Genomic DNA, 23,530 nt, shown 5'->3' on the forward strand with positions numbered 1-23,530 from the left:
CATTCGGTAGCCGATGTCCGCTTCGGGGAAGCTGCATCGCGGCGTCCAGCGGGTCGGCCGATGTCTCCTACGGGCCGTACGTGGAGTTGGTAAGGCTGCCTGTGAGGGCTGATGCTGCGCCAGCTCGGATGTCGGCTCAGAGCCCAACCTGCTCGTTCTTCAGGTTGCAGCGAATGGCCGATTTCAGTCGCCGTTGACAGGTGCAGACGACATCTGCGCGGATTTGTGAACGACTACGCCGATTATTACGAGGACCACGCCCAGGGCATCCACACCGCTCGGAACCTGAGTCAGGACACCGGGTCCTGCCGTACCGCGTGGTTCGCGCGGAACTTGATGCCTTGACTGCTTGAGCCGTAAAGCCTGGATTTTTGCCACTTCGCAACCTCAAAGTTCCCGGGTTGGTTCAGCGGATTGGATATATACTTGCAAACTGCATTTAATTGCAGTACGCATTAAATAGGAGTTTACCTCTCCGCAATCAACGCGAAAAACTCTCCAGGGAGGAGATCATGACCTACAAGATGCTCAAGCCTTTGCTTGTGACAGCAGCCATGTTGCCGCTTGCGAGCGTGGCAACGGCTCAAAGCGAAGCTCGTACCGATCTGGTAATCGCTGACCTTGGCCAGCCGGAAACAAACCCTTGGGTTATCAACCGCCATCGTTTTGAACGCTGCGTAGCTGAAGCGCTGGGTGTCGAGCTGAAGGAGTTTGACGATCAGAACTCGGAAGAACAGCACGCGGCGCAAGCTGAATCCATCATCGCAAGCGGCCCGGACGGGCTGATCTTCAACCCGCTGACGTCGCCGGCCGGTATCCAGGTCGCGCGTCTTCTCGAAGAGAATGATATTCCTGGTATTGCCGTCGGTCGACTGGTGGTGTCCAGCTATGACGATGACTATGAAGGTGAGGATTTCATCGCGCAGGTGACCCAGAACAATGACACTTGGGGTCAGGCAATCGGCAAAGCCACCGCAGATCTCGGACACAAGAAAGTCGCGATGGTCTGGAACCAGAAAGGTGTGACTTCTGCGGAAGAAATCTGGGCGGGAGTTCAATCGGAATTGGACGCGGCAGGGGTCGAAGTGATCGCTGAAAGTTGGGATCGTCTGAACCGGGAGAATGGCCAGAAATATGCCGAGCAGTTCATTGCCCGCTTCGGACCCGGCGAGATTGACGCGATCATCGTGCTTGGCGCGGTCGCCGGTCTCGGCAGTCAATTTGCGGTGGAACAGGCAGGGCGTGACGACATCGCCATCATAACCACCGACATTGACGAGCAGGTCGCTCAATTCATCAAGGATGGCAAACTGAGTTTCTCGATCGGTGGCCATTGGATGGTTGGCGGGTTCGGCCTTATCCAACTCTATGACTACTTGCACGGTCACCCGATTGAAGACACCCAGCCGCGGGTCGGCCTCATTCCGGTAACAGCCGACAATGTGGATACCTATGCCAACAGTCTACTGAACGGATGTATTCTTTCACCGGAAACCGTTCGCAGCCTCAGCAAGGTCCATAATCCCGACGCTGATTTGCCCGGTTTCATCGACGCGTGGCAGGCAAACTGGCAAGACTACGTGCAATAACTCCCCTTGCACGCAGCGAGCCCTCCCCCGGTTCAATGGGTCGGGGGACTAAAAAATCAAACTCTTTTCGAGGTCCGCAGATGAGACTTTTCGGATACGCTCCGGAGCGCGGTGCTGCCGCTGGTGATACAATGCCATTCTACCACGATGGCACGTGGCATCTGTTTTTTTCCCAACCCCCTGTGGGCGCGTGGGAATATGTTGAGCGGGCGCGCGTCTCGACCGCTTATCTTCGGTCAGATGACCTCGTAAACTGGGAGGTGATGCCCGACGCTTTTGGCCCCGGCGCGCACGGTGAGTGCGACGGCGATGGGATCTGGACCGGCTCTGTCATTGAGCACAAGGGCGTGTTTCACTTCTTCTACACAGGTTACAATCGTCAATCTGCTTCACCGCAGTCAATTTGCAAGGCAACATCGACTGATCTCAAGTCCTGGGAGAAATCCGGATCCAACCCGATGATCTTCCCCGATCCCCGCTGGTACGAAACCGTCGATTGGCGCGACCCCTTTGTCTACCGCGACGAAGAGGCAGGGTGCTTCAAGATGCTGATCTCAGCGCGCCTCAAGGAAGGTCCGCAGTTTCGCCGGGGCTGTGTTGCCGTTGCCACGTCCGATGATCTGGAAAGCTGGGAGGTTGGCCCGCCGCTGGCGTCCTCGATGTTGACGCATTGCCCGGAATGCCCGGAAATCTTCAAGTTGGGCGACTGGTGGTATCTGGTTGAAAGCCGCTACTCGGAACGAATGCAAACAGTGTATCGGGTGTCAAAATCCCCGGATGGTCCTTGGGAAAGCCGCAAGCTCGACAGTCTTGACGGGCGTCGATTTTACGCTGCCAAATCGGCCAGCGATGGCGACCGTCGCATGAGTTTCGCATGGATACCGTTCCGCAAGCATCATGGCCCCAAGCGCAGCTGGGTTTGGGGCGGAGAACTGGGCAGCCCGCGCGAACTTGTCTCGCTGCCAGACGGCACGCTGACCTGCAAATTGCCCGATAACGTGGACCAGAGTTACGCAGAGACCGTGCCCCACAAGCTGCGCCCCATGTTGGGAGACTGGACCGGCGATGCAGACCCTCGGTGTGATGCGACAGGATCATACGGATACGCGTTCATCGACGGTCCGAACCGGGATGACGTGTTGCTCGATGTAGTGATTGAACCTGATCCCGCCACCGAAGCTGTGGGTATTCTCATCGAACCCCGAGGCGGCGATCATCTGGACAGCGGTTACAGCCTTTCAATCGAGCCCATGAAGGAGCGCGTCCTGTTTGATCGCTGGCCTGCCGCGATGGATCCACTTTGGGACAGCCTGGTGCTCAATGAGCGGCATGGCATTGAGGTCCGTCAGGAGATCGACAGCCCATTGGTCGAGCGTCCGCTCGCCTTCACACCGGAGGATGGGTGTTACCGGGTCCAGATCCTGCGCAACGGGTCGGCCATCGAGTGCTTTGTGGCCGGGCAGGTTGTTGCATCCTTCAGGGTCTATGACATCTCCAATACCGATGCCTGGGGTCTCTTTGTTCAGGAAGGCTCGGCGAAATTCCACAATCTCAACTTCCGCAAGTAAAGGCCTCGCCATGCCCCTTATAACCCTCAGACAATTGCTTGATTATGCGGCGGATCAAGGATTTGGTGTGCCGGCGTTCAACATCTCCAATATGGAGCAGGGCCTTGCGATCATGAACGCTGCGCGCGCCTGCGATGCACCGGTGATCCTGCAAGCCAGCTTGAATGTTCGCAGGGCCTATGCCGGAGATCGGATGATCGTCGCTATAGTGAACGCACTGGCGTCCATGTATCCCGACAACCCAATCTGTCTGCATCAGGACCACGGCCATGATGAGCAGGCCTGCGTCAGCGCCATCGCTGCGGGGTTCACCTCGGCCATGATGGATGGCTCCCTGATGGGCGACGGCAAGACACCCGCCAGCTATGCCCACAACGTCGATATCACGGCTCGCGTTGCACAGATCGCACATTGGACGGGTGCCTCAATCGAAGGAGAGCTGGGTGTTCTTGGATCGCTTGAAACCGGCGAGGCGGGTGAAGAAGACGGGTCCGGGGCAGAGGGCAAACTGGATCACGATCAGCTATTGACCGATCCCGATCAGGCAGCGGAGTTTGTTGCTGCAACCAAGGTCGATGCGCTAGCGATAGCCTGTGGGACGTCTCATGGCGCTTATAAATTCACAAGGGAACCGGATGGCGACATCCTGGCCATCAGCCAGATTGAGGCGATCCATCGTCGCGTGCCGAATACCCATCTTGTCATGCATGGGTCGAGCTCTGTGCCACAGGGTTTGCAGGACTTGATAAACGCCTCTGGCGGTGAAATGCCACAAACCTGGGGCGTCCCCGTCGAAGAGATCGAACGCGGGATCCGGCATGGTGTTCGAAAAATCAACATCGACACCGATTGCCGCATGGCCATGTCCGGCGCAATGCGGCGCTTCTCCCGGGACAACCCATCGAATTTCGATCCTCGGGCGTTTATCTTGGCCGGGATGGCGGAGCTTGAAACGCTGGTCCGTGACAGGTTCGAGAGGTTCGGGGTGGCGGGCCACGGGCGTAAAATCAAGCCGATCCCAGTTGCAGAAATGGCAAAGCGGTATGCTGATGGCGGGCTCGATCCATCCCGGAAGGCCGCGTGAGCCGGGCGCTGTTCATAGGCCGCTCGGTGATGGATGTCACCGCGCTTGTTGAGGATTTTCCGGGTCCGGACGGGAAGACCAAGGCTTTGAGCAATGATGTGATCCCGGGCGGGTCTGCTTTGAACGCTGCCGTTACGTTCGCCCATCTTGGTGGAACGGCGGCGCTGGCCACATCGCTGGGCGCGCCGGGCCCAATGAAGACAATGCTGACGTCCGATCTGAAGGACAGGAACGTTACGGTGCACGACATCAGTAATGACCCGGACTATCGCATCCCTCTTTCGACAGTTGTTTCAACCCGGAGCCTTGGGGCCAGGATGATTGTCAATGGCGCAGGGGATGAGTGCGAAAAGGTGCGTTCTCAAGAGGGTCTGATCCTGACGGAAGGATACGGGTTGATTCAGATCGACCAGTACGAACGGCATTTTGTTGCGGCGCACGCTGACGCCTTACGTGCGTTTGAAGGGCCAATCATTTTGGATGGCGGCGGCTGGAAAGACTGGTCACCGGATTTTCTAAAGCTGGCCGATATTCCAATTGTCAGCGACGTGTTTTGTCCCGAGGGACTGCGCGCCTTTGCCAATATGTGTGAGGAACTGGACATCCAACGCTGGGCAATGACACGGGGTCACGCTGGGGTCGTCTGGCATGATCAGGGACGATGGGGCGAGATACCCGCTTTGGAGGTGGACGTTGTCGATAGCTTGGGCGCAGGAGACATTTATCACGGCGCTTTCTGCCACGCGTATCTCGAGACCGGGTCATTTGTAGATGCGTTGAATATCGCCAACCAGATCGCGGGTAAGTCATGCACCCATGCGGGTACGCGGAGTTGGATGGATGCCTGAGCACCTCGCCGACTATGCCAGCCTTCTGGGCGCAATTGAAAAGCGGATAAGTGCAGGTCAACCGCCGCTCATTGTAGCAATTGCAGGGCCTCCGGCGACGGGTAAGTCTACGCTGTCCGAGCGGCTGTCCGAGGATCTACGCGCTGCCGGGCACATCGCTGCCTACTGCCCGATGGACGGGTTTCACAAAACAAACGCCCAGCTTGAGGCCGAAGGGCTTAGAAGCGTGAAAGGCCGTATCGATACGTTTGATGGCAACGCGTTTGCCCACGCGGTGGAACGTTTGTCCAGGGGAGATGCGTTTTGGTGGCCGCGATATTCCCGGCACATACATGACCCGGTCCCAGAAGGCGCCAGGATCGAAGGAAACGAGGCCCTTTGCATAGTCGAGGGCAACTACATTCTGATGAATGAAGCGCCTTGGATTCGAGCGGCATCGCATTTCGACCTGCGTATCTTTGTAGACACGCCGGATGAACTCCTGAAGCAGCGCTTGAAGCGACGCCACGAGCGTGGCGGCAGAGGTGAAGTCGAGACGCGGGAAAAGATCACCAAGACCGACATGCCCAACGCGGAGAGGATCCGACAAAGTGCTACATTCGCCGACATCCTGTTTCAGGAGGGCGTCGATGCGTAGCACCCGAGAGTTGATTGCAGGTTGCAAGCAAAACTCGCTATGTTTGAGCCAAATTGAAAAAATTGGGGTTCGGACATGAAACTTGCTCAAAAAGGCTTGTCGATCGAAGGTATTCAAGGCCACAACAGGCGCGCCATCCTTGCAGCTTTGCACGACATGGGAGAATGCTCGCGCAAGGAAATCAGCGTAGCCACCGGATTGGATCAGGCGACTGTCACACGTGCGATAGCACCACTTATTGACAATGGCATCGTTGAGGAAGTGGGACTTGTTCGTGGGGGGCGTGGTCGGCGATCGATCAACCTCAGCTTTGTTGGTTCCGGGCGATACATCCTCTGTCTTAGATTGCAACGCCGTAGCTTTTCCATTGCTGCATTTAATCTGCGCGGTGACCTGCTGGAGACCAGTGAATTCCCCATCGCACGGGACGGGTCCGCCAAGCAGACTTTCAAGGAGATCTCCGAGACACTGGATCGCCAGATTGGCAATTTGAAACAGGTCGATGGCATTGGCGTGGCTGTTCCTGGCCCGTTCCTGGAGCGCGATGAACGTGTCATCCTCATGACTGAAAGCCCTCAATGGCAGGGCTTCGATCTGATCCCCGAGCTGCGCTCCCGCTATCCTGACATTCCTGTTCACTCCACACACGACGCCAAGGCAGCAGCCTTGACTGAATGGCGCCATCATGGCCGGGCGCTGGGGGCCAAGGTCATGTTGTACGTGTCTGCCGGTCAGGGGATCGGCTCGGCGCTTGTCGTGGATGGCCATGTGCACCGGGGTGCGCAAGGTCTTGCAGGTGAATTGGGGCATACGTCCATCAGCGTTGATGGCGAGCAGTGCAAATGTGGAAATAGAGGCTGTCTGGAACTCTTCACGTCGCGCATTGCGCTACTGCGTGCCATACGGGAGCGCGCAGAGAACGTCAGCAGTACAACATTGACTTCAGACGCTGATTTTTCTCAGGTCCTTGACGCATACGCAGCGGAAGACGGGCTTGCCAGCGAAGAGGTGCACAGGGTTGCACGCTATCTGGCGCAAGGCATCACCAACTGCATCAACTTCGTCAATCCGGATTTGGTTGTGATCGGAGATGAATATGCCGGGTTCGGTCAAAGGTTTCTGGAACACATCAAGACCCATGTAAAAGCGACGGTTTTGCCAAGCATCTACGATGCCGTCGACATCGAGCTGAGCCAGCAAAGTGAAGATACTGTGCTGCGCGGGGCCTTTCTGGACGTACTTGCACAAACCTATCTCGGTTCTCCCAGAGCCGAGCCAGAAGCCCTTGTTGCTGAAGCAAGCGGATAGGAATGAAGGAGAACCCACTATGAATGACCAGACGGCTCAACCTCTTCTTTCGGTGAAACACGTTTCGAAGTCATTTGGTGGTGTCCAGGCATTGCGTGACGGCTCCTTTGATCTTCATCGCGGTGAAGTTGTCGCGATCGTGGGCGGAAATGGTGCCGGAAAATCAACGTTGATGAAGGTTGTGGCTGGGGCCCATGTTCCGGACGGCGGACAGATCATCATCAATGGCAAGGAAGTATCCCGGGCTGAGCACAGTGTTTCGCATATGCAGGAATGCGGGATCGAAGTCGTTTATCAGGATCTGGCACTGGTTCCCAATATGACGGCGCCCTACAACCTGTTTCTGGGGCGCATCCCCCGCAAATGGGGGATTTTTGTGGATGAACGAAAGATGCGCGAAAAAACCCGTGAAGCCCTCGCGCAGCTCAATGTCACCACCGTTCAGGATCTGTCGCAACCAATCTCCTCCATGTCCGGAGGACAACAACAAAGTATCGCGATCGGGCGCGCAATTGCCTGGGGGAGCGACATCGTAATCCTTGACGAACCGACCGCCGCACTTGGACCGAATGAAACGGCGGAAGTTGAGCGATTGGTTGAGGATGTGCGCGACAAGCAGGGCACGTCATTCCTTTTGGTAAGCCACAATCTCGATCAGGTGCGCCGCCTGGCTGACCGTATCGTAGTGACCCATCACGGGGTCACATCGCGCGAATTCAAACGCGACGAGATTACCTCGGACCGGCTCGTGAAGGCCATAACTCTCGGCGAATGAGGAGAACGACATGACCGAAACAACCGCCTCCCGCCCATTCCTGACGCCCAAACGCGCCGAAATGTTGCGAGACTATGTGCCTTTCATTGCCATTGTTCTGGTAATCTTGTTGTTCTGGGCGATCTCGGGCGACCGCTTCATGTCGATGCGCAACTGGACGTTCATTGCGCAGCAAACGCCTGTCTTGATGTTACTGGCATTCGCGCAGTTGATGATCGTGACAACTGGTTCAATTGATATCTCCATCGGGTCAAGCCTGGCATTTTCGGCGTTTCTGGGTGCACTTGGAATGCTCTGGTTCGGGGATGTGGGCTTGATCCTGGGAATTGTCGCAGGTGGCCTTGTTGGCATGGTCAACGGCCTGATTATTTCACTGCTCAAGATCCCATCATTTGTGACAACATTGGCAATGCTGATCATCGTGCGCGCCGTTGTGATTATCGCATCAGACGGCACGGCGATTTATATAACGGACGATAGCGTGTCAGGCGGCACCAACATCTCGTCTGTCGCAGCACCTTGGCTTCTGTCGATGGGCAAATTCCCCGCGATCTTCATCCTCGCGGCGATTGTCGCGCTGTTTATGTGGGCCTTTTATGAGAGGACTGTTTTTGGTCAACAGTTGCGAGCCGTTGGAGGCAACGAGAAGGTTCTCCGCCTGGTCGGCATCAATGTCACGACGTTCAAGATCAAGGTCTTTGCCGCTGCAGGGCTGATGGTGGGATTGGCGGCTTGCGTCAACCTGGCAAGGGCAGGAGCGGCGACGCCCCAGGCGGGTCTGATGATTGAGCTCGACGCAATTGCTGCGGTTGCGCTTGGTGGTACGCCGCTGACAGGTGGCTATGGCAGTGTGGTCAAAACAATCATCGGGGCATTGACCCTGACAATCGTCCGCAATGGGCTGACAATCGCGGGCGTACCCCCTTCGTGGAGCCAGGTCGCCTTGGGTGTTTTGCTGATTGCTGCAATCGCTATTTCGCTAAACAGAAGCAAGGTAGACGTTGTGAAGTGACAGCGATGACATCGTGGTGTGGCTGCCGGAGCTGTGCGCTACGATGCCGAGGAATCAAATATTGGCTGCGTGCACCGTCGACAATCGCAACGGTCAATGGTGTGCACAGAACCTGAGACATGTAACCGTGGGGAAGGACGTTAGTTGATTGCATTTACCGGCGCAACTATCATGCCAGAGGTCTAACATCGCGTGTTCCACAGCGTTGGAGTGATCCCCGGATGAACATGTTCGAACTTCGCGTACCCTTCTTTCTTCCGCTCTGGCGGCGGGTTGCCGTCACACTCTTGAGCGTTGGATGGGCGATCTTGGAGCTTGTAACCGGGAACTTGTTCTGGGCCATTCTGTTTGGCGCGATTGGGACCATCGCGACCTGGCAGTTTTTCCTTTCTGGTTGGCCGGACGAGGCGTCAGATCAAGAGTCTAAAGAGTGAATCCCCGCGGTCACAGTGCCCTTGATTACTGAACGATTGTGTCACGATGTTTCTAAAGCACTGCAAAAGCAGACGTTTGATCGGTCATCATGTAGGGCAGCAAAGTCCCGCAGATTGTGAGTTTGCCTGTCATGGAACTTCGCGGTCGCAGCGAATGACGGTAATACGGGCTGCGACCGCAGCATCTAGAGTGGTTGCCGGAAGTCCGGATTGGGCCGTCCCCGCCTGTGTTCGTGAGGTTATTGTCAGATGCTGCACTTGCTCCGATGGCAGCAGAGAGCCCAGAGTGGCCCTCATCGTGCAAATCGGAGAGCACTATCGGCTATCGCGTTGGCCTCTATTCCAATTTCACGGAGTTGGCCGGTCGGTGATGCTCGATAACTGCAAAAGTATATCCCGTCTCGCCCGCTATTGGCACCACTAAGCTTGGGTGCACCATCCTGCGTAAGAAGATCGCTGCAATCCGGAAGAAGATTTCGAAGGTCGGATCGAAATCCTGTTGCGAGTATTACCGCATCAAATTTATCGTGAGAACCATCCTCGAATACAACTGTCTGATCTTCGAAAGATTGAATGTTACCTCGTACCTCTATGACCCCGGCTTTGATCATATCCACCGTGCCAATATCAATTAGAGGAACCTTACCATCGGTTCTGATCTGTTCGAGAAGTCCGATTGACGATGCTTTAAGTCCAAGGGCGTTCAAGTTGCCAAAAAAAATCCGTTGAACAGTGCGATTGACCATATCGGCAAGCCAGATCGGCAGTTTTGTTTCCAAGATCGAAAGCGTGAGAATTGGAATTCCCATGACCTCTTTTGGAATGATGTTGACGGGGCTTCGAACGGATAGCGCGACCTTTATATTCTTCTCTGCTAGATCAAGAGCGATTTCCCCACCTGAGTTGCCCAATCCAACGACAAGCACACGCAATCCATCGAAGCGATTGGGGTTTGTGTATTCGGAAGAGTGCAGAATTTTTCCGATGTAGTTTTCTTGGCCTGGCCATGAGGGACGGTTGGGATATGATGCAATGCCGGTCGCCAAGATGACGATGTCGGCTGAATATGTGCCTCGATCAGATTGAACCTCCCATTTCTCGGCACGCCTGATAACAGATACCTCGGCACCATATTCAGGATCCAGACCGTGATGTTCCGCATAAGCTTCGAGATATTCAACAACTTGATCACGTGACGGGTATCTCGGAAATCCACGTGGCATGTGGTATCCGGGCAAATTGGAATGCGACTTGTCGGTGTGCAGATGGAGGCGATCGTAGTGATGCCGCCATGATGACGCCAGCTGAGTTTCGCGCTCCAAAATGGTTGCATCGATGGATCGCTTTCGAAACATAGCTGCGCATGCGAGCCCAGCGGGCCCTGACCCGACAACAATTGCCTTGCTTGCCATCGCTTCCCTCTCGATTTCTGGGTCAATACTATTTGGTTCGAGTGGCCATAACAAATTGAACTCCGCATGAGACCCTAAGGGCCGCAAAAGATCATTGGTTCACGGCTTTGGATCTATTTGTCGTCGCCCGGCTTGGATGAGATGGATGAAGATCGCTTCCGATGGCTGCGGGCGTCGAGCGCACCTCCACTTGCCGGGCCGCGCAGAGGCTGGACCAACATCCGGTCGAGCCAGAGGTCGCGGCGCGTGCGAAACTGCTTAATGCCGACCACCATACCCTTGTGTCCTTTCGCAGGCTGCGCGACGTATGTCCCCAGGAGCCGATCCCACCAGGGTAGATTAAAGCCGAAGTTCGAGTTGGTTTCGCGTGGATCAATGGAATGGTGCACTCGGTGCATGTCCGGGGTGACGATGATCCATCTTAGGATACGGTCTAGCGGGCGCGGAAGATCAATGTTGGCGTGATTGAAAAGCGCGGTCGCGTTCAGGATGACCTCGAACAAGAGCACGGCGACAGCGGGGGGACCCAAGGCTGCAACGACCGCGAGCTTGATCCCCATCGAGATGAGGATTTCTACCGGGTGGAACCGCAAGCCTGTGGTCGCGTCGAAATCAAGATCGGCGTGATGCATCCGGTGCAGCCGCCAAAGCCCCGGCACTGCGTGGAACATCACGTGCTGAAGATAGATCGCAAGATCGAGAAGCAGCATTGAGACCGCGATGGCAACCCAAACCGGTACATCTGTGTTGTTGAAGAATCCCCATCCGCGCTCCTCGGCCATCACCGCAAGACTAACTGCGAGGATCGGAAAAGTCAGCCGCAGGATCGCGGTGTCGAGCACGACGAGCGCAAGGTTATTTGTCCATCGCACAACGCGTGGTATTTCCCGTCGCCGCCGGGGTGCTGCAACTTCCCATAGCGCCATGACCGCCAGAATGCCCAGAAAGGCAACAAGGCGGATGGTCGGCTCAGCTGCGAGGATGGTGTCGGACATGGAGCGTGTCTTTCCGGGTTGTCGGTCGCGGCGGGTCTGCCATCATTTCTCAGTGACGAGTGTTCCTTTGTAAAAAATAGCAGTTTTTTACGTGAAATCATCTGAGGGCAGCTTTATCCAGCACCCAACTGCCTACCAACAATTGCTGCCGTTCATTGAGCAGGTTTGACAGATGCTCCCTGGTCTGAGACGCTCCCAACATTCGCAAGGGAGATTCTAACCATGGACCAGCATACTTTCTGATCCCGCCGCGCGCTGACCTTGATTGGCAGAATGCGCATTGAAACGCTCCTGCGGAGGACTCTGACAATGGACATACGGCGCTAGCCCATCTTGGGCGTTCGCAGTCGAGCATCTGCGCGACTTCAGCTTCCCTTTGTTATGAGGTGCATCATGCCCTTCAAACCACCAAAATCCACCTTCGGGCGGACCCTTCCTGCTGTGGAGGATACACCGAAATCCGCAAAGTTAGTGAAGGCCAAGGCCAAGCCGCAGCGCAATCTGCGTGTGAAGACACCACCGCGTGCGGCCAAACGGATGAACATGCCCGGAAAAGCGGGCAGTCGTTAGAGACTGGTGCGGGGCGTGTTGTGTGCCCCGCGCTTCTAATCATGATGGCCCAAAGCGCCCCACAAACTCCACGCTTCGTCGAACACCCGCATGAACTGGTTTTCAGGTATAGTCATCCCTCCATGGAGCGACCTTTGACTTGCTTGTTGAGATCGCTCACTTTGCGACGGCATCGCTCTCAAGAACTTCGCAAGACCCGGGGCCTCGAAGGTGATCCGCACCAGACATCAAACCAGCGGCAATCGAACCCAGACATCCAAGCGACAGAATTGTAACCGCCACCCATACCTGCTTCGACCGGGACCGCAGACCGATCTGCATGGCGAGGGCTAGACCCAAACCGATCTCGAAGATCAGGAAATACTGGCCGTAGTGGCGTGGATCCCAATAGGACACCGGCGAGCGGAAGATCCAGTTTGTAAACGGCATCCATTGCGCGCGCGCATCTTCATGGTGCAGCAGGAAGTCAGCCCCGACATGCAAAAGAGCGGAGCTGGCGAATATCATCACGATCAAAACCACTTTACGTGGCCACAAAGCAGGTACGAGCAGACCGACGACGCTCAGGGTGATGAGAGTGAGATATGCAGGGATCGAGTTCAGCAGAATTTGAAGCGTCGTCCATGGCTGTTCCCAGTAACGATAGTGGAACACTTCGCATCCGCTGGCCCCCCGCAACCGCTCGATGACAAACATCGCCCACACGTCAGTATCCGGCACTAGCGCGCCAATCAGGCCTGCCAGCACGACTGTACGGTTCCCCGGCCTGGCGAAGACAGCAGCCGCGACCAGAAGATGGGTTTGGGTGAACACTATCACCTCCACTATTTGACATCCAGGTTGTCATATTTAATAATGACACCCAAGTTGTCAATTGGAGACTCGGAGCCCTGTATGACGGAAAGACAAGAAGAGCTTATCGCGCTGATCAGTGAAATCCGGACCGGGTTCAACCGGCTCAAATCAGTCGCCGAAATCCTGCACAGTGATCTGGAAATCAACCCGTCGATGCGGGCGATCCTTCAGGCGCTGGTTATCAAGGCACCGCAAACGGTTCCTGAAATCGCCAAGGCTAAAGGTGTTTCGCGTCAACATGTCCAAAAGAACATGAACGCCTTGCTGGCGAAGCGTCTTATCCAAGCGCAAGGTAATCCGGATCACAAGCGGTCGGGTTTCTACCTTCCCACACCCGCGGGCAAAAAGCTCTTTGCCGAGATTCAAACCCGGGAAGAAGCACCGATGGCTGAGTTGGCTGAGGCCCTGGCCACGTATGACGTTACTGCTTCTGTTCACCTGTTGGCCCGCTTCAATGAAACGATCGAAACCATGATGGAGAAAGGAATCTGACATGGCACAGCAATCGAAACGGCACGGGAAGACCTTCGGGATCGCCTTTTTCGCGCTACTCGTCTGGGGTGTCATCGCCCTTTGGTCCTGGAATACCTTTGCGGTGGAGCTTCTGGGTCTTCCTGAGATGGCGTATCGCCATGCGATTGCCTTCGGCATTCTCGTCCTTTCGGCTGGCGCATTGCTGGTGTTGCCTCTGTGGACTTCTCGGGCAGGCAACACCCAGTGTCTGTGAAGTCGAAGATCGTAGCGCAGTTCGGTCATCCATCGGGCCCGTTTGGTGCTCTGGCCGGCCGGATCATGGCGGCGCGGAAGTCGAACCGCTTTCGAAATGAAAAAACCGTCGAGATAATGGACCTTCGCCCTCACAGCCAGGTGCTTGAAATCGGTTGTGGCCCCGGCCTCGCCCTGTCGCAATGCGCCTCTCTCGTGACGTCTGGCCGGGTGGTCGGTCTTGATCATTCCGGTGTCATGATCCGTCAGGCCCGTAATCGACTGCGCAGACAGGGCGTCGCAGACCGAGTTGATTTATTAGAAGGGGGGATCGACCTGCTCACCGCTTGGCCGGAGACATTCGACCGCGTTTACTCGTTGAATGTCATCCAGTTTCAAAGCGACAAACTCGGCTTTTTTCGTGCCCTGTTTGATACTCTGGCCCCGGGAGGGCTCTGTCTGACCACTTATCAACCACGGCTTGACGCGGATGGCTCCGCGACCGCACGCCGCATGATCGCCGGTATTGAGGACGCGCTCCATGCTGTCGGGTACGAGAACGTGAGAGAAATCAAAATCATTGGCGGTGCCGCTCCGGCGACATGTGTCGTTGGCCAAAAAATGATCCTCACCAAAGCTAACGCGCAACAAGCCAAAGGAGATTGATATCAAAGGCACGAAACGGAGTTTTGAAGGCGACTTACGACAAACCTGTCGCAGTTTAGGGAAATATCCGACCTGGCCTCCGCAATTAAACACGGATGGCTGACACAGCTGATTTGGTGACGGATACCGCAGATTACACCTCGAAATCGCAATCCAGTTTTGATGCGACCATCAATCCGGTGCCTGCAATTCGACATCCATCCAGTAGTTCACCAATGCCATTTCCGCAAATTCACCGAGATCAGGGTGATCGGCAAAATAATGCAAAACCCGTGCCACTACTTCCTTTTGCTCTGGTGTTAAGAGGCTGAACTTGGACTTCCTGAAATCATGCAGCATTTCCTTCGATGTACCGGGATCCAGTGCCAGAAGAGTGCTTTCATTGGCATATTCCGGGCTGTCCGAATTGCGAAGCGTCCAAATCAGATAAGCGGGCAAGTAGTATTGAAATGCCTTTGCGCTGAAAGCTGTGGGGGCAGCGTATCCGTGAATGATCATCTGATCGGTCATCTCCGGCCACCTGACGCCTCCGTAAAAATCAAGAATATCCACGTCGTCCATGCAGTCGGGATGTAAAAGTTCATCATCGTGGGGATGGTCAAGCCCGCCAAATACAGCATTGATCTGGGATATGAGCGCTTTTGTCGTTTTAGAGTCCTTTGACATGGTCAAATACTAATATGGCTTACATCCTGAAATCGAGCGCTTTGGCCGCTAGTCGAATTTGAGTAAGTGCCATGGATTCCAAACATAGGCTTTTTACAGACATCAATCATGAGTTCTACGATGCCTCTATCTACACACTTAAACTGACTTCACCCGACCCGGACAATGATGACTGGACTCTGTTGCAAAATTTGAAGCTGACCGAACACTCTTGGCGATTGCAACGAAACTAGCCAGTCGACTCAACGAATTGTTTGAACGGACAGAGTCCGGGCGTAAATTGGCCTTTGTGGATCATGTGTGACACTTCGATAACCAAGCTGCCATCGGTGCCTCAAAGGCGAAACTTGCCGCTTCCGCATGTTGGGTGGGTTTCAGTCCTCTTTTCTGAGGCGCTCTGCCATCTCCGCAAATCCGCGTAGTTCGGCGTGTTCGAGTGGCGTAGTTCCGTTACGATCGGCAAGCGATCGGTCAGCACCCGCTGCCAACAACGCATCCAGAACTGCAAGATGATCCGGGCCGCCGTCACCAAGCACAACGGCTTCGATAACGGCTGTCCAGTGCAGATTGTTCACATGGTCCAAAGGCGCGCCAGCGGCGATCAGTAGTCTTACAATCTCGACATGACCGAGATGCGCGGCTGCGATCAGAGCCGTTCCTTCATAAGGGCTGGTCGTTAGTCCGGGGTCGTTGCCCAACGCGATTGCGAGTGTCATCAGTTCTGGATCATTAGCAACGGCCGCAATCGTGACCACGTCGTAGGCCTGACCTTCTAGCGCGTTCATGTCGGCGCCGGCGTTAGCTAGCGTACGCAACGCTTCGTCCTCAGAAGCAAAGGCTGCCACATGGGCTGGCGTGCGGCCTCGCGAGTCCCGCGCGTTGACGTTTGCCCCCGCCGCAACAAGCTGCCGGATCGTTTCTTCGTTGCCGGTGTGAGCAGCAGCGAAGAGACCGTCGTAATGCGAGACCTCACCAACCGAAGGTGGCGTCTGCGCCGTACCCGCGTTGGCGGCAAGACCTATCACAAACGTAAATAGTAAAAGACGAAGCATGGCCAATCCTTATTCTTACACATTGGTCAGAAGGGTGCGATAATAGAAGCGGATTTATTCGATGCCAGCTCCATTCAGGCTCGGAATCCTTTCCGAAGAACTGATCTCGCGAAGTCATTGGACAGAAAGGCTGAGTTAACCGACAATCAGACTATGGAGCAGACAGCAACCATACCTGTCCACCTGATCCACGTAGACCCGGACGTCAACATGGCGCGGTTCTATGGCATTGAATTGCAGCCGACGCTGTTTGGTGAAGTTTCTGTGTTTCGTACCTGGGGACGAATTGGCACAAACGGGCAAGCCATGATGGTGACGTATGATGACGAAGCCGAGGCTGCCGACGCGCTCCAAAAACTCGACAGGCAGAAACGTCGTCGAGGGTATGTCCCGGTGGGTGAATAACGTCGAGGTTCATTCTGTCTCTATCTAGCAAATCCCGAGCCTGTCGTCTCGTGACCGGGCTCTAGGTTTCAGCCGGTAGGCCGACTTCCACCCAGAACACCCCAGCATGATCTCCCTGTCCCAGTAGCCCCTGATCCGTCTCTTGCGCGCCGGGGCAGGGGCTTTGGGTCATGGTCGCTCCATGCCGTTGTGATCTGCCCGTTTGGGTGACGATCCCTTTTGCACTCCCGCAGGATCGAAGATCCTTTGGCTTCTTTTGTTTGGTCAGGCGGGATTTGGACAAGCCAAACGCCACCTTCCGGCAGGGGGAAGGCGCGGCCTCCCCCCTCGGACAAGACAAATAGACAAGACCGTGTCCTCGCGCGGGGCGCTGCGGGCCGCACCACTCTTGTCGATTTGTCCTGTCTCGCCCCTCTCCGCGTTCGCCACGGGGCAGGTTTTAGAGACGACGCCCTTTCAGGGCTCGGCTCAAAACCAGCACCAAAGGGGATCAACCCCGGAGGTCACACCACAAAAGGAGAGACGGTTTTGATCCTTGAGACGACAAATGACATTGAGAATGACACCGGCCTTCGGGCGGCTGAAATCGCATCCCAGAATGATCTGTTCCGGAAAGCCCTGATCGATCCGACTACAGCGATTGAGATGCAGACAAAAGGCATTCAGGGGCAGGTGTTCGTCACGCCCGGCGTGTCGGGCGAAGGGGCGGAGTTCCAGACCGCGACTTTGAAGGCAGTGGCGTCGGATGACCGGTTTGACGAGGGCAACGATCCCTATGGCGATCACACTTTCGGAACAGTGATCGTCAGCGGCCAGAAGCTGTTCTGGAAAATTGACCTCTACGACGCGGATTACAAATACGGCTCCGACCGCTCTTTTGACACGTCGGTGACGCGCCGTGTTCTGACCATCATGTGCCCCAGCGAATATTGAGACCAGCCCTGTCCCAACGGGGCGGACCCCGCGCAGGAAAGGCCCCTCTCGGGACATGCAAGCATGCCCTGCCGGACAGTGGGTGAGTTCATGCCAGCAAACACCGGAAAGGGGGTGATCACAATAAATCAGGAAACCTTGCAGCAACGACGGCGCGAAGCCGTTGAGCTGGTCAAGAAGGGAGGTCTCTCCGCCAAGATCGGCCTCGCCTTCTTGAAACAACACGCAGCCGCCTAAGCAGCCCCGCTCTACCCCGGAAGGGGTAGGGCACCCTTAACACGAAGCAAAACTCTCAAACAAGGATTTGCCCCATGAGTAAAATCGAAACATTCGCCGCACCGGAAACCATCGAAACCATCGCCCTGTCCGATCTCTACCTGTCCGACATGAACCCACGGCAGGAGGTTTCTGAGGAAGGCATCGCGCTCTTGGCTGACAGCCTGGTCATGTGCGGCTTGATCCAGAACTTGAGCGGTTTGCGTGACAAGGACGGTAAAGTTGGCATCGTTGCAGGTGGTCGCCGTTTTCGCGCCCTCAACATCGCTGTGACCGAACGCTCCGATCTGGCACAGGTTCCGGTTAAGATCACCGATAACCCCTTTGTGGCCGAGCAGTGGGCCAATGCGGAGAACACGGCCCGCGAAGAACTGGACCCGGTGGACGAGGTCCGCGCCTATGGCAAGATGGCGGAAAAGTCCCTGTCTGTTGTCAAGATCAGCAATGCGTTTGGCGTGACCGAAGCCCATGTGCGCCGTCGCCTTGCATTGGCCGGTCTGCCCGCCGCCGTATTGGATGCGCTCAAGGCGGGTGAGATCAGCATGGGTCTGGCCAAGGCCATGACAGTCAGCACCGAGGAAGAGAAAATTCTACAAGTTCTGGAACAGGCCAAAGAATGCCAGTGGTTCAGTGAGCATGATGTGAAACAGGCCCTGATGTCGGAGGCTGTCAGCAGCACCAACCGCAAGGCCGTGTTTGTGGGGCAGGAGGCTTATGTTGAAGCGGGTGGCACGGTCACCGCTGATCTCTTTGCCGATGAAACCCTGTTCAATGATGGCGAGCTACTGGATCATCTGTTTGCTGAGAAACTGGCGGCAGAAGCAGCAAAACTGCGCGAAGCGGAAGGCTGGGACTGGGTGGACACCCATGATAAAAGCTACATTCCCTATGGGTTCTCAGGCACAGAAGGCATGCACCGTTTGGAGATAGTGAGCCGGGAGTTCACCGAAGAACAGTCTGAGCGGTATGACGAACTGGCCGAACTCTATGAAGGTGAGGCTCTGGACACGGATGGCGAGAAGGAGCTTGCGGCGCTCGAGGACCATGTCGCGCCGTTCTATTCTGATGATCAGCGCAAGCTGTCCGGTGTGTTCCTCTATGTCGGCAACACCGGCGAGATCAAAACATCATCTGCCTATGTCGCGGCGGAACATGTGCAGGCCGCCATTGAGGCCGGTGTACTGGCCCCGGTCAAAGAGCAGGAGATCAAAGAAGCACCAAGACCGGCCTATTCGCAAAAGTTCATTGATGACATGGTGGCGATCCGGCTGGCGGCAGTTCAAACAGCTTTGCTGGACAAGCCTGATTATGTGTTGAGCCTGTTTGCCTTCTCCACCACCCCGGCCTCTGGTCTGACCAGCACCCTGTTTGGGTTTGGCTATGGTGGGGCTGAGCGGAACACACCCGAGATCGATGACCAGTTCATCCTCGACCCGCGCCTTGGCGGAGAGCGGGATGAGGTGACAGAGGCGGCTTATGGCCAGTTCCAAGAGATTGCGGCAACAGGCAGCGTGGAGGCGTTCAAAGCGTTTCGCGATCTGGGCAAGAAGACCCGCAATGGAGAGATTACGGGTTTTCTGGCGCGGCGGTTCCTGACCCAACAACTGGAGTTCATGGCCGAGATCGAAGCTGAGATTGGTGCTGACATGCGCGCAATCTGGACGCCCTCGGCTGAGAACTGCTTCAAACGCCTGAAAGGCTGGCAGCTGGATGATCTCTACAAAGACCTGTTGGACCTGCATGTCGATACCGACATGTTCAAAGCCTTCGCAAAATCCAAGAAAGGCGCAAAGAACGAGGCGCTGCACAATCTCTTCAACGACAAAGAGCATCAGACGGTACTGGGCGTGACCGAAGCACAGAAGGCCCGGATTGATGCTTGGGTTCCTGATTGCTTCTGAAACAATCGGGTGGGGCGCCTAGCGCCCTACCTGCCAGCAGCGTTGTTCTATTTTAATTCAATGCTTTACGTTTCCTTCACTTGAAAGGATGTAGCTTGTAGGCTACATATAGGTATGATAGAAATTCGCAAGACTGCCCTGTTCGACAAATGGCTCAAGGGCTTGAAGGACCAAAGGGCAAAAGCCAGGATTTTGGTTCGCATCACGCGGTTGAGCCTGGGCAATCCCGGTGACGTGAAGCCGGTTGGTGAAGGTGTGAGTGAACTGCGTATTTCTGAGGGTAAGGGGTATCGCGTTTACTACGTGTCGCGCGGTTACGTTTTGATCGTTTTGCTTTGCGGGGAGACAAGTCATCCCAGCAATCGGACATCAAAACCGCCAAAGCGATGGCAAAAGAGTTGGAGTGAAAAATATGGGTGTCAAAACAACGAAGTTTGAAGCGGCTGACTATCTGGACAGCCCCGAAGCCATTCAAGCCTATCTTGAAGCGGCTTTTGAAACCAGTGACACGGCCCTGATCGCATCAGCGCTTGGCGATGTTGCCAAGGCTAAAGGTATGTCGAGCGTAGCCGACAAATCCGGCCTGTCTCGGGAAAGCCTCTATCGTGCGCTTAGCGAAAACGGCAATCCGGAATTTGGCACCATCCTCAAAGTGCTGAGTGCTGTGGGTGTGACACTCACCCCGAAAATGCACGTGAGTTAACCGTTTTAGAAGGCAACCCGCCATGTCTACCGATGCAGCTGCTTCAACAGCCGAGAAGACCATTCGCCGTGTCTGGAAATCCGCGCAGATGTTTGTCGGGTTTCATACGGATCAGAAGGGCAAGCCGCGCACGCAGCCGAAGCTCTGGCCGCCAAAGAACGGCAGCGCGTCGATCCATAGTGACCCAGACGCGCAGGAAGCAATTGTTGTTGTCAAAGCCGCTGATGCAGAGACCGCTCAAGACGTGCAGATCAAGCTGCATCCGAACCGCATTGTGGTGCGCCGCGATGCAGATATGTGGTGGCAGGGCGTGGCCGTGGACGAGCATTGTGTGACTGTGAGGATGGCCGACAACACGATCATCGAAATCCGGCATGACGGATCGGTGAAGCGTCGCTCGGCGGAAGACGAAACCCATGTCGAAGCAGATGGCAGCATCTTCAAGTTCACCGAGTTTGCTGAGGCGCATATGACGGGGGATGGCGTTGAAATGACCCGCCGCACCGAGGACCGCATTGCCACGATCACAGCTGACGGTGTTGTCGATCGCGCGCGCAAGCGGTAGCCTGTATTCAATACCTCTAGAGTTCCCTGAGGTGTACTGACTGGCCCGCTTCGGCGGGCCTTTTCTTAATGTGAACGATTGTCAATTGAGGTTCCGCCTCGGCTGCTTCATTCGCCCCCAATGGCCGTTTCAAACCCATATTGACTGTTGTTGCGATCGTCGCCAATGTCGCGCGTTCCCATTGGTGCATCTGCCTCAGCGTACATGTGGTGGAGCCGACCCAAATCCAGAAGGAAACGCAAGCAACATGACTGACGACTGGAATGACTATGCCGATGGTTGGGACGACAACAGCGACGTCAGATATTACGCCAGTTGCGCTTTTGCCTCGCTCGACGCGCATCTGGACCTTTGTGGAAAGAACTGGAAATCGAAGCGTGTGCTCGACTTTGGATGTGGCACCGGATTGCTGGCGGAGAGAATTGCACCGCATGTGGCGGACGTTGTCGCGGTTGATACCTCGGAGAAAATGATTGCGGTCCTGAAGGACAAGAACCTGCCCAATGTCAGGGCCGTTCACGGAGATATGCTGGCGGGAAATGTACAGGAGGTGGAGACCGGGGTCTCAGATTTCGATTTGATCTGTGCCTCTTCCGTTTGCGCCTTTCTCCCGGACTACAGGGGAGCCGTGGCGGTGCTGGCGGGTCTGCTCAACAAGGGTGGACAGTTCGTGCAGTGGGATTGGCAGGCGTCAGATGATGGCGGCTTTGGATTGACGCTGCATCAAATGAAGACCGCGCTTGAGGCGGCACGGCTTGGCTCCATTCGGGTCGAACAGGTATTCGAAATCAATTCGGATGCGCGGACTATGCCCGTTTTGATGGGAGCGGGTATTCGCAATCCGGAATGAATTTGAGTGTGGATGCGGGAGTATCCCGTGTGTCCGCTTAACCAAACATTGGCAATTTCGAATTGCGTTCAAGATCTTCGGATGAACAAGTAACCCCTCTTGGAAAGCTCCGTGCTCCAGTTCGATTGGTGAGATTGGATCACGTCCTTGAACCCGTTGATGTTGGATGCCTCATCAGCGATCAGAAGCCAGCCATCAACATCAACATGATCGAGTAACCGTTCCAATACGGCCTTTTGCGCTGTGGCGGAGAGCATGTGCAAAGTTCGGTCGACCAAAACCACATCAAACTTGCCCTCTGGCTCGTATGCGGTGATGTCGGCTACAATGCCTTCAACAGTCAGCTCTTCTGAATGTGCCGCCCTGATCAGGTCCTGAATACCGTTAGGGGAGATATCGACACCAACAACATGGTGACCACGTCGCGCGATGAACAGTGCATCTCTGCCTTGTCCACACCCAACGTCGAGAACGCGCGCACCCGTTTGATCGAACTGATCAAAAAACGCGACGAACACTTGTGTGGGTTCGCCGAGGGCGTTTGGTTTTTCACCGTAAAGTTTGTCGTAATTGTAAGCCATGAATCGGCAGATAGTAGATTTGACCGCAGAACGCTAAGTGAATTATTTCGTGATCAGCAGATGCTCACCTCACTGGCGGCGATACATTGGGATCGGGTATTCTCGTTTGCGGGGGCCAAGCTCACGCCTAACTGTTAGCGGCAACTATTTGGTCAGATATCGCCGGTTCAAATTGAGTCCGGCTGATTACCTGATCCGCGCTTGCGCGGATCAGGGCCGGACCGTCCGGCCTTTGGCCTCCGCCAATTGGAAAGGGCGGTTTTCAGCGCCAGTGACCCTCCATTCTTTGCCGCGAGGGTCATTCCGACCCAGAAAGGCTACCCGCACTCCGAATTGAGCACTGCGCCTGTGATGGACCGAGGTAATGTAGCTGCCACAAATCGTATCGCTTTGTCCAAATGACCCGCGCGCAGCGATCCCAGAGATTTTTCCCTTCATTTGGTCTGACAGGTTCAAACCCCGTTGCCGGAGATGATCCTCGGCTGCCGTGTTTCTGAAGGGATGAACATAAGCGGGCAGTCGGGGAAGACGCGCGGTGCCCGGTTTGGGCGCCGCGCTTCAACAGGTAATGTCCCCTGCGCCTGCGGCGCATTCCGCGCGGACCAAATTACCTGCTGACATCCCCTTGATGCCCGCTTTTCCCATGTTCATCGAAACACGCCAAAGCGAGGATCAAACAATGGCAACTCAAACTCTGAAACTGAACGTCAAGACCGGTGAAAAAGAAGGCAAGACCTTCTGGGATCGCTGTGGGGTCCTCTTCGTCAACACCGATGAGGCCGGCAACATCACCTCGATCCAGGTCAAGCACAGCATGTTCCCCGGCGTCGAGATGGTGGCCTTCCCGAAGCGGAACGATGACGATGCCGTCACCGAATGACATGAGGGCAGGGCGGCGCAAGCCGCCTTTTCCTCTGCTCCGGCCAAGAGAACCGGACCATTTGTGCGCCACAAGTGGCGCGAGGAATGAAGACCGGGAAGGGACAGCCAGCTCTTTTCAAAGCGGCAATCCTGGACGATTGAACCGGACAATATTCAATGGAAAATCCCACGCACGCACTGTCTGGCCTTTCCTTGGCTCATTCCGTTGTTGCCCACATCTACTGGCCCAAGAATTTTGGAATGGCCTCTCCGCTTGCG

Annotated in this window: 27 protein-coding genes; 21 read left to right on the top strand and 6 right to left on the bottom strand. The window is 55.6% G+C overall.

The window, feature by feature from the left end; genetic code table 11:
• Positions 1–512 precede the first annotated feature (512 nt).
• The 9 genes from AC2FLE_RS19290 to AC2FLE_RS19330 all read left to right on the top strand — a co-directional run bounded on the left by AC2FLE_RS19290 (position 513) and on the right by AC2FLE_RS19330 (position 9,255).
• Positions 513–1,589: a sugar ABC transporter substrate-binding protein gene (locus AC2FLE_RS19290; protein WP_299664530.1), complete on the top strand. Its 1,077-nt coding sequence runs from the start codon at positions 513–515 to the stop codon at positions 1,587–1,589.
• Positions 1,590–1,669: 80 nt separating this feature from the next.
• Complete coding sequence (locus AC2FLE_RS19295; RefSeq protein WP_299985811.1) at positions 1,670–3,157, top strand: family 43 glycosylhydrolase; 1,488 nt, start codon at positions 1,670–1,672, stop codon at positions 3,155–3,157.
• Positions 3,158–3,167: 10 nt separating this feature from the next.
• Complete coding sequence (gene fba, locus AC2FLE_RS19300) at positions 3,168–4,241, top strand: class II fructose-bisphosphate aldolase (RefSeq protein ID WP_299664535.1); 1,074 nt, start codon at positions 3,168–3,170, stop codon at positions 4,239–4,241.
• On the top strand, positions 4,238–5,089 hold the full coding sequence (locus tag AC2FLE_RS19305) for a PfkB family carbohydrate kinase (RefSeq protein ID WP_496699068.1): 852 nt from the start codon (positions 4,238–4,240) through the stop codon (positions 5,087–5,089). Before fba ends, AC2FLE_RS19305 begins: the two co-directional genes overlap by 4 nt.
• A complete protein-coding gene (locus AC2FLE_RS19310; RefSeq protein ID WP_299664539.1) occupies positions 5,082–5,726 on the top strand; it encodes an AAA family ATPase in 645 nt (214 codons plus the stop codon). The genes AC2FLE_RS19305 and AC2FLE_RS19310 overlap by 8 nt, the downstream gene beginning before the upstream one ends.
• Positions 5,727–5,801: 75 nt before the next feature.
• Positions 5,802–7,034 carry an ROK family transcriptional regulator gene (locus tag AC2FLE_RS19315; RefSeq protein ID WP_299664541.1) on the top strand — a complete coding sequence of 411 codons (1,233 nt, stop codon included), beginning with the start codon at positions 5,802–5,804 and terminating at the stop codon, positions 7,032–7,034.
• 19 nt (positions 7,035–7,053) lie between these two features.
• Complete coding sequence (locus AC2FLE_RS19320) at positions 7,054–7,809, top strand: ATP-binding cassette domain-containing protein (RefSeq protein ID WP_299664544.1); 756 nt, start codon at positions 7,054–7,056, stop codon at positions 7,807–7,809.
• A 10-nt stretch (positions 7,810–7,819) separates the two neighbouring features.
• Complete coding sequence (locus tag AC2FLE_RS19325; RefSeq protein ID WP_299664546.1) at positions 7,820–8,821, top strand: ABC transporter permease; 1,002 nt, start codon at positions 7,820–7,822, stop codon at positions 8,819–8,821.
• A gap of 227 nt (positions 8,822–9,048) precedes the next feature.
• Positions 9,049–9,255, top strand: a complete 207-nt coding sequence (locus AC2FLE_RS19330; RefSeq protein WP_496676962.1) for a hypothetical protein — start codon at positions 9,049–9,051, stop codon at positions 9,253–9,255.
• Between the two features lie 293 nt (positions 9,256–9,548).
• Here AC2FLE_RS19330 and AC2FLE_RS19335 read toward each other — a convergent pair whose 3' ends face one another.
• Positions 9,549–10,721, bottom strand: a complete 1,173-nt coding sequence (locus AC2FLE_RS19335; protein ID WP_496699072.1) for a flavin-containing monooxygenase — start codon at positions 10,719–10,721, stop codon at positions 9,549–9,551.
• Positions 10,722–10,780: 59 nt separating this feature from the next.
• On the bottom strand, positions 10,781–11,662 hold the full coding sequence (locus AC2FLE_RS19340; RefSeq protein WP_496699074.1) for a sterol desaturase family protein: 882 nt from the start codon (positions 11,660–11,662) through the stop codon (positions 10,781–10,783).
• A gap of 393 nt (positions 11,663–12,055) precedes the next feature.
• Between AC2FLE_RS19340 and AC2FLE_RS19345 the strand changes: the two genes are divergently transcribed.
• Positions 12,056–12,232, top strand: coding sequence for a hypothetical protein (locus AC2FLE_RS19345; protein ID WP_496699075.1), 177 nt, complete (start codon positions 12,056–12,058; stop codon positions 12,230–12,232).
• Positions 12,233–12,388: 156 nt separating this feature from the next.
• Here AC2FLE_RS19345 and AC2FLE_RS19350 read toward each other — a convergent pair whose 3' ends face one another.
• A complete protein-coding gene (locus tag AC2FLE_RS19350) occupies positions 12,389–13,045 on the bottom strand; it encodes a hypothetical protein (RefSeq protein ID WP_496699077.1) in 657 nt (218 codons plus the stop codon).
• A gap of 81 nt (positions 13,046–13,126) precedes the next feature.
• Here AC2FLE_RS19350 and AC2FLE_RS19355 point away from each other — a divergent pair, with 81 nt between their 5' ends.
• From AC2FLE_RS19355 to AC2FLE_RS19365, 3 genes are read left to right on the top strand one after another with little or no spacing between them, the layout of a single operon-like run.
• The gene (locus AC2FLE_RS19355; RefSeq protein ID WP_496699079.1) at positions 13,127–13,579 is read left to right on the top strand and encodes a MarR family winged helix-turn-helix transcriptional regulator; all 453 of its coding nucleotides are present in this window, start codon (positions 13,127–13,129) and stop codon (positions 13,577–13,579) included.
• A 1-nt stretch (position 13,580) separates the two neighbouring features.
• Positions 13,581–13,814 (top strand): hypothetical protein, encoded by a 234-nt coding sequence (locus AC2FLE_RS19360; RefSeq protein WP_496699081.1) that lies wholly within the window; start codon positions 13,581–13,583, stop codon positions 13,812–13,814.
• Positions 13,811–14,458, top strand: a complete 648-nt coding sequence (locus AC2FLE_RS19365; protein WP_496699082.1) for a class I SAM-dependent methyltransferase — start codon at positions 13,811–13,813, stop codon at positions 14,456–14,458. Before AC2FLE_RS19360 ends, AC2FLE_RS19365 begins: the two co-directional genes overlap by 4 nt.
• 171 nt (positions 14,459–14,629) lie before the next feature.
• On the opposite strand, the gene AC2FLE_RS19370 is transcribed toward AC2FLE_RS19365, so the two are convergent.
• On the bottom strand, positions 14,630–15,124 hold the full coding sequence (locus AC2FLE_RS19370; protein WP_496699172.1) for a DUF6714 family protein: 495 nt from the start codon (positions 15,122–15,124) through the stop codon (positions 14,630–14,632).
• Between the two features lie 374 nt (positions 15,125–15,498).
• Positions 15,499–16,176 carry an ankyrin repeat domain-containing protein gene (locus AC2FLE_RS19375; RefSeq protein WP_496699084.1) on the bottom strand — a complete coding sequence of 226 codons (678 nt, stop codon included), beginning with the start codon at positions 16,174–16,176 and terminating at the stop codon, positions 15,499–15,501.
• 153 nt (positions 16,177–16,329) lie between these two features.
• Between AC2FLE_RS19375 and AC2FLE_RS19380 the strand changes: the two genes are divergently transcribed.
• The 7 genes from AC2FLE_RS19380 to AC2FLE_RS19410 all read left to right on the top strand — a co-directional run bounded on the left by AC2FLE_RS19380 (position 16,330) and on the right by AC2FLE_RS19410 (position 21,809).
• Entirely contained in the window at positions 16,330–16,581 is a 252-nt protein-coding gene (locus AC2FLE_RS19380; RefSeq protein WP_496699086.1) for a WGR domain-containing protein, read from the top strand.
• A 528-nt stretch (positions 16,582–17,109) separates the two neighbouring features.
• Positions 17,110–17,514, top strand: a complete 405-nt coding sequence (locus tag AC2FLE_RS19385; protein ID WP_496699088.1) for a DUF3768 domain-containing protein — start codon at positions 17,110–17,112, stop codon at positions 17,512–17,514.
• A gap of 311 nt (positions 17,515–17,825) precedes the next feature.
• Complete coding sequence (locus AC2FLE_RS19390; protein WP_496699090.1) at positions 17,826–19,691, top strand: ParB/RepB/Spo0J family partition protein; 1,866 nt, start codon at positions 17,826–17,828, stop codon at positions 19,689–19,691.
• A gap of 114 nt (positions 19,692–19,805) precedes the next feature.
• Positions 19,806–20,129, top strand: a complete 324-nt coding sequence (locus AC2FLE_RS19395; RefSeq protein WP_496699092.1) for a type II toxin-antitoxin system RelE/ParE family toxin — start codon at positions 19,806–19,808, stop codon at positions 20,127–20,129.
• Complete coding sequence (locus AC2FLE_RS19400; RefSeq protein WP_170766490.1) at positions 20,104–20,394, top strand: addiction module antidote protein; 291 nt, start codon at positions 20,104–20,106, stop codon at positions 20,392–20,394. Before AC2FLE_RS19395 ends, AC2FLE_RS19400 begins: the two co-directional genes overlap by 26 nt.
• 22 nt (positions 20,395–20,416) lie before the next feature.
• A complete protein-coding gene (locus tag AC2FLE_RS19405; RefSeq protein WP_496699093.1) occupies positions 20,417–20,959 on the top strand; it encodes a hypothetical protein in 543 nt (180 codons plus the stop codon).
• Positions 20,960–21,206: 247 nt separating this feature from the next.
• Complete coding sequence (locus AC2FLE_RS19410) at positions 21,207–21,809, top strand: class I SAM-dependent DNA methyltransferase (RefSeq protein ID WP_496699095.1); 603 nt, start codon at positions 21,207–21,209, stop codon at positions 21,807–21,809.
• A gap of 68 nt (positions 21,810–21,877) precedes the next feature.
• Here the strand turns inward: AC2FLE_RS19410 and AC2FLE_RS19415 are convergent, their stop codons facing one another.
• Positions 21,878–22,390, bottom strand: a complete 513-nt coding sequence (locus AC2FLE_RS19415) for a class I SAM-dependent methyltransferase (protein ID WP_496699097.1) — start codon at positions 22,388–22,390, stop codon at positions 21,878–21,880.
• 679 nt (positions 22,391–23,069) lie between these two features.
• Between AC2FLE_RS19415 and AC2FLE_RS19420 the strand changes: the two genes are divergently transcribed.
• A complete protein-coding gene (locus AC2FLE_RS19420; RefSeq protein WP_496699099.1) occupies positions 23,070–23,270 on the top strand; it encodes a hypothetical protein in 201 nt (66 codons plus the stop codon).
• Positions 23,271–23,530: the final 260 nt, after the last annotated feature.

The organism is Ruegeria sp. CDSA077, assembly GCF_059612265.1.

Bases quoted from the DNA above. Each gene is read 5' to 3' on its own strand.
- AC2FLE_RS19310 (WP_299664539.1), top strand. From the start codon at position 5,082: ATGCCTGAGCACCTCGCCGACTATGCCAGCCTTCTGGGCGCAATTGAA.
- AC2FLE_RS19420 (WP_496699099.1), top strand. From the start codon at position 23,070: ATGGCAACTCAAACTCTGAAACTGAACGTCAAGACCGGTGAAAAAGAA.
- AC2FLE_RS19405 (WP_496699093.1), top strand. From the start codon at position 20,417: ATGTCTACCGATGCAGCTGCTTCAACAGCCGAGAAGACCATTCGCCGT.
- AC2FLE_RS19390 (WP_496699090.1), top strand. From the start codon at position 17,826: ATGAGTAAAATCGAAACATTCGCCGCACCGGAAACCATCGAAACCATC.
- AC2FLE_RS19410 (WP_496699095.1), top strand. From the start codon at position 21,207: ATGACTGACGACTGGAATGACTATGCCGATGGTTGGGACGACAACAGC.
- AC2FLE_RS19355 (WP_496699079.1), top strand. From the start codon at position 13,127: ATGACGGAAAGACAAGAAGAGCTTATCGCGCTGATCAGTGAAATCCGG.
- AC2FLE_RS19360 (WP_496699081.1), top strand. From the start codon at position 13,581: ATGGCACAGCAATCGAAACGGCACGGGAAGACCTTCGGGATCGCCTTT.
- fba (WP_299664535.1), top strand. From the start codon at position 3,168: ATGCCCCTTATAACCCTCAGACAATTGCTTGATTATGCGGCGGATCAA.
- AC2FLE_RS19330 (WP_496676962.1), top strand. From the start codon at position 9,049: ATGTTCGAACTTCGCGTACCCTTCTTTCTTCCGCTCTGGCGGCGGGTT.
- AC2FLE_RS19375 (WP_496699084.1), bottom strand. From the start codon at position 16,176: ATGCTTCGTCTTTTACTATTTACGTTTGTGATAGGTCTTGCCGCCAAC.
- AC2FLE_RS19380 (WP_496699086.1), top strand. From the start codon at position 16,330: ATGGAGCAGACAGCAACCATACCTGTCCACCTGATCCACGTAGACCCG.
- AC2FLE_RS19395 (WP_496699092.1), top strand. From the start codon at position 19,806: ATGATAGAAATTCGCAAGACTGCCCTGTTCGACAAATGGCTCAAGGGC.
- AC2FLE_RS19370 (WP_496699172.1), bottom strand. From the start codon at position 15,124: ATGTCAAAGGACTCTAAAACGACAAAAGCGCTCATATCCCAGATCAAT.
- AC2FLE_RS19295 (WP_299985811.1), top strand. From the start codon at position 1,670: ATGAGACTTTTCGGATACGCTCCGGAGCGCGGTGCTGCCGCTGGTGAT.
- AC2FLE_RS19290 (WP_299664530.1), top strand. From the start codon at position 513: ATGACCTACAAGATGCTCAAGCCTTTGCTTGTGACAGCAGCCATGTTG.
- AC2FLE_RS19315 (WP_299664541.1), top strand. From the start codon at position 5,802: ATGAAACTTGCTCAAAAAGGCTTGTCGATCGAAGGTATTCAAGGCCAC.
- AC2FLE_RS19400 (WP_170766490.1), top strand. From the start codon at position 20,104: ATGGGTGTCAAAACAACGAAGTTTGAAGCGGCTGACTATCTGGACAGC.
- AC2FLE_RS19345 (WP_496699075.1), top strand. From the start codon at position 12,056: ATGCCCTTCAAACCACCAAAATCCACCTTCGGGCGGACCCTTCCTGCT.
- AC2FLE_RS19340 (WP_496699074.1), bottom strand. From the start codon at position 11,662: ATGTCCGACACCATCCTCGCAGCTGAGCCGACCATCCGCCTTGTTGCC.
- AC2FLE_RS19320 (WP_299664544.1), top strand. From the start codon at position 7,054: ATGAATGACCAGACGGCTCAACCTCTTCTTTCGGTGAAACACGTTTCG.
- AC2FLE_RS19325 (WP_299664546.1), top strand. From the start codon at position 7,820: ATGACCGAAACAACCGCCTCCCGCCCATTCCTGACGCCCAAACGCGCC.
- AC2FLE_RS19415 (WP_496699097.1), bottom strand. From the start codon at position 22,390: ATGGCTTACAATTACGACAAACTTTACGGTGAAAAACCAAACGCCCTC.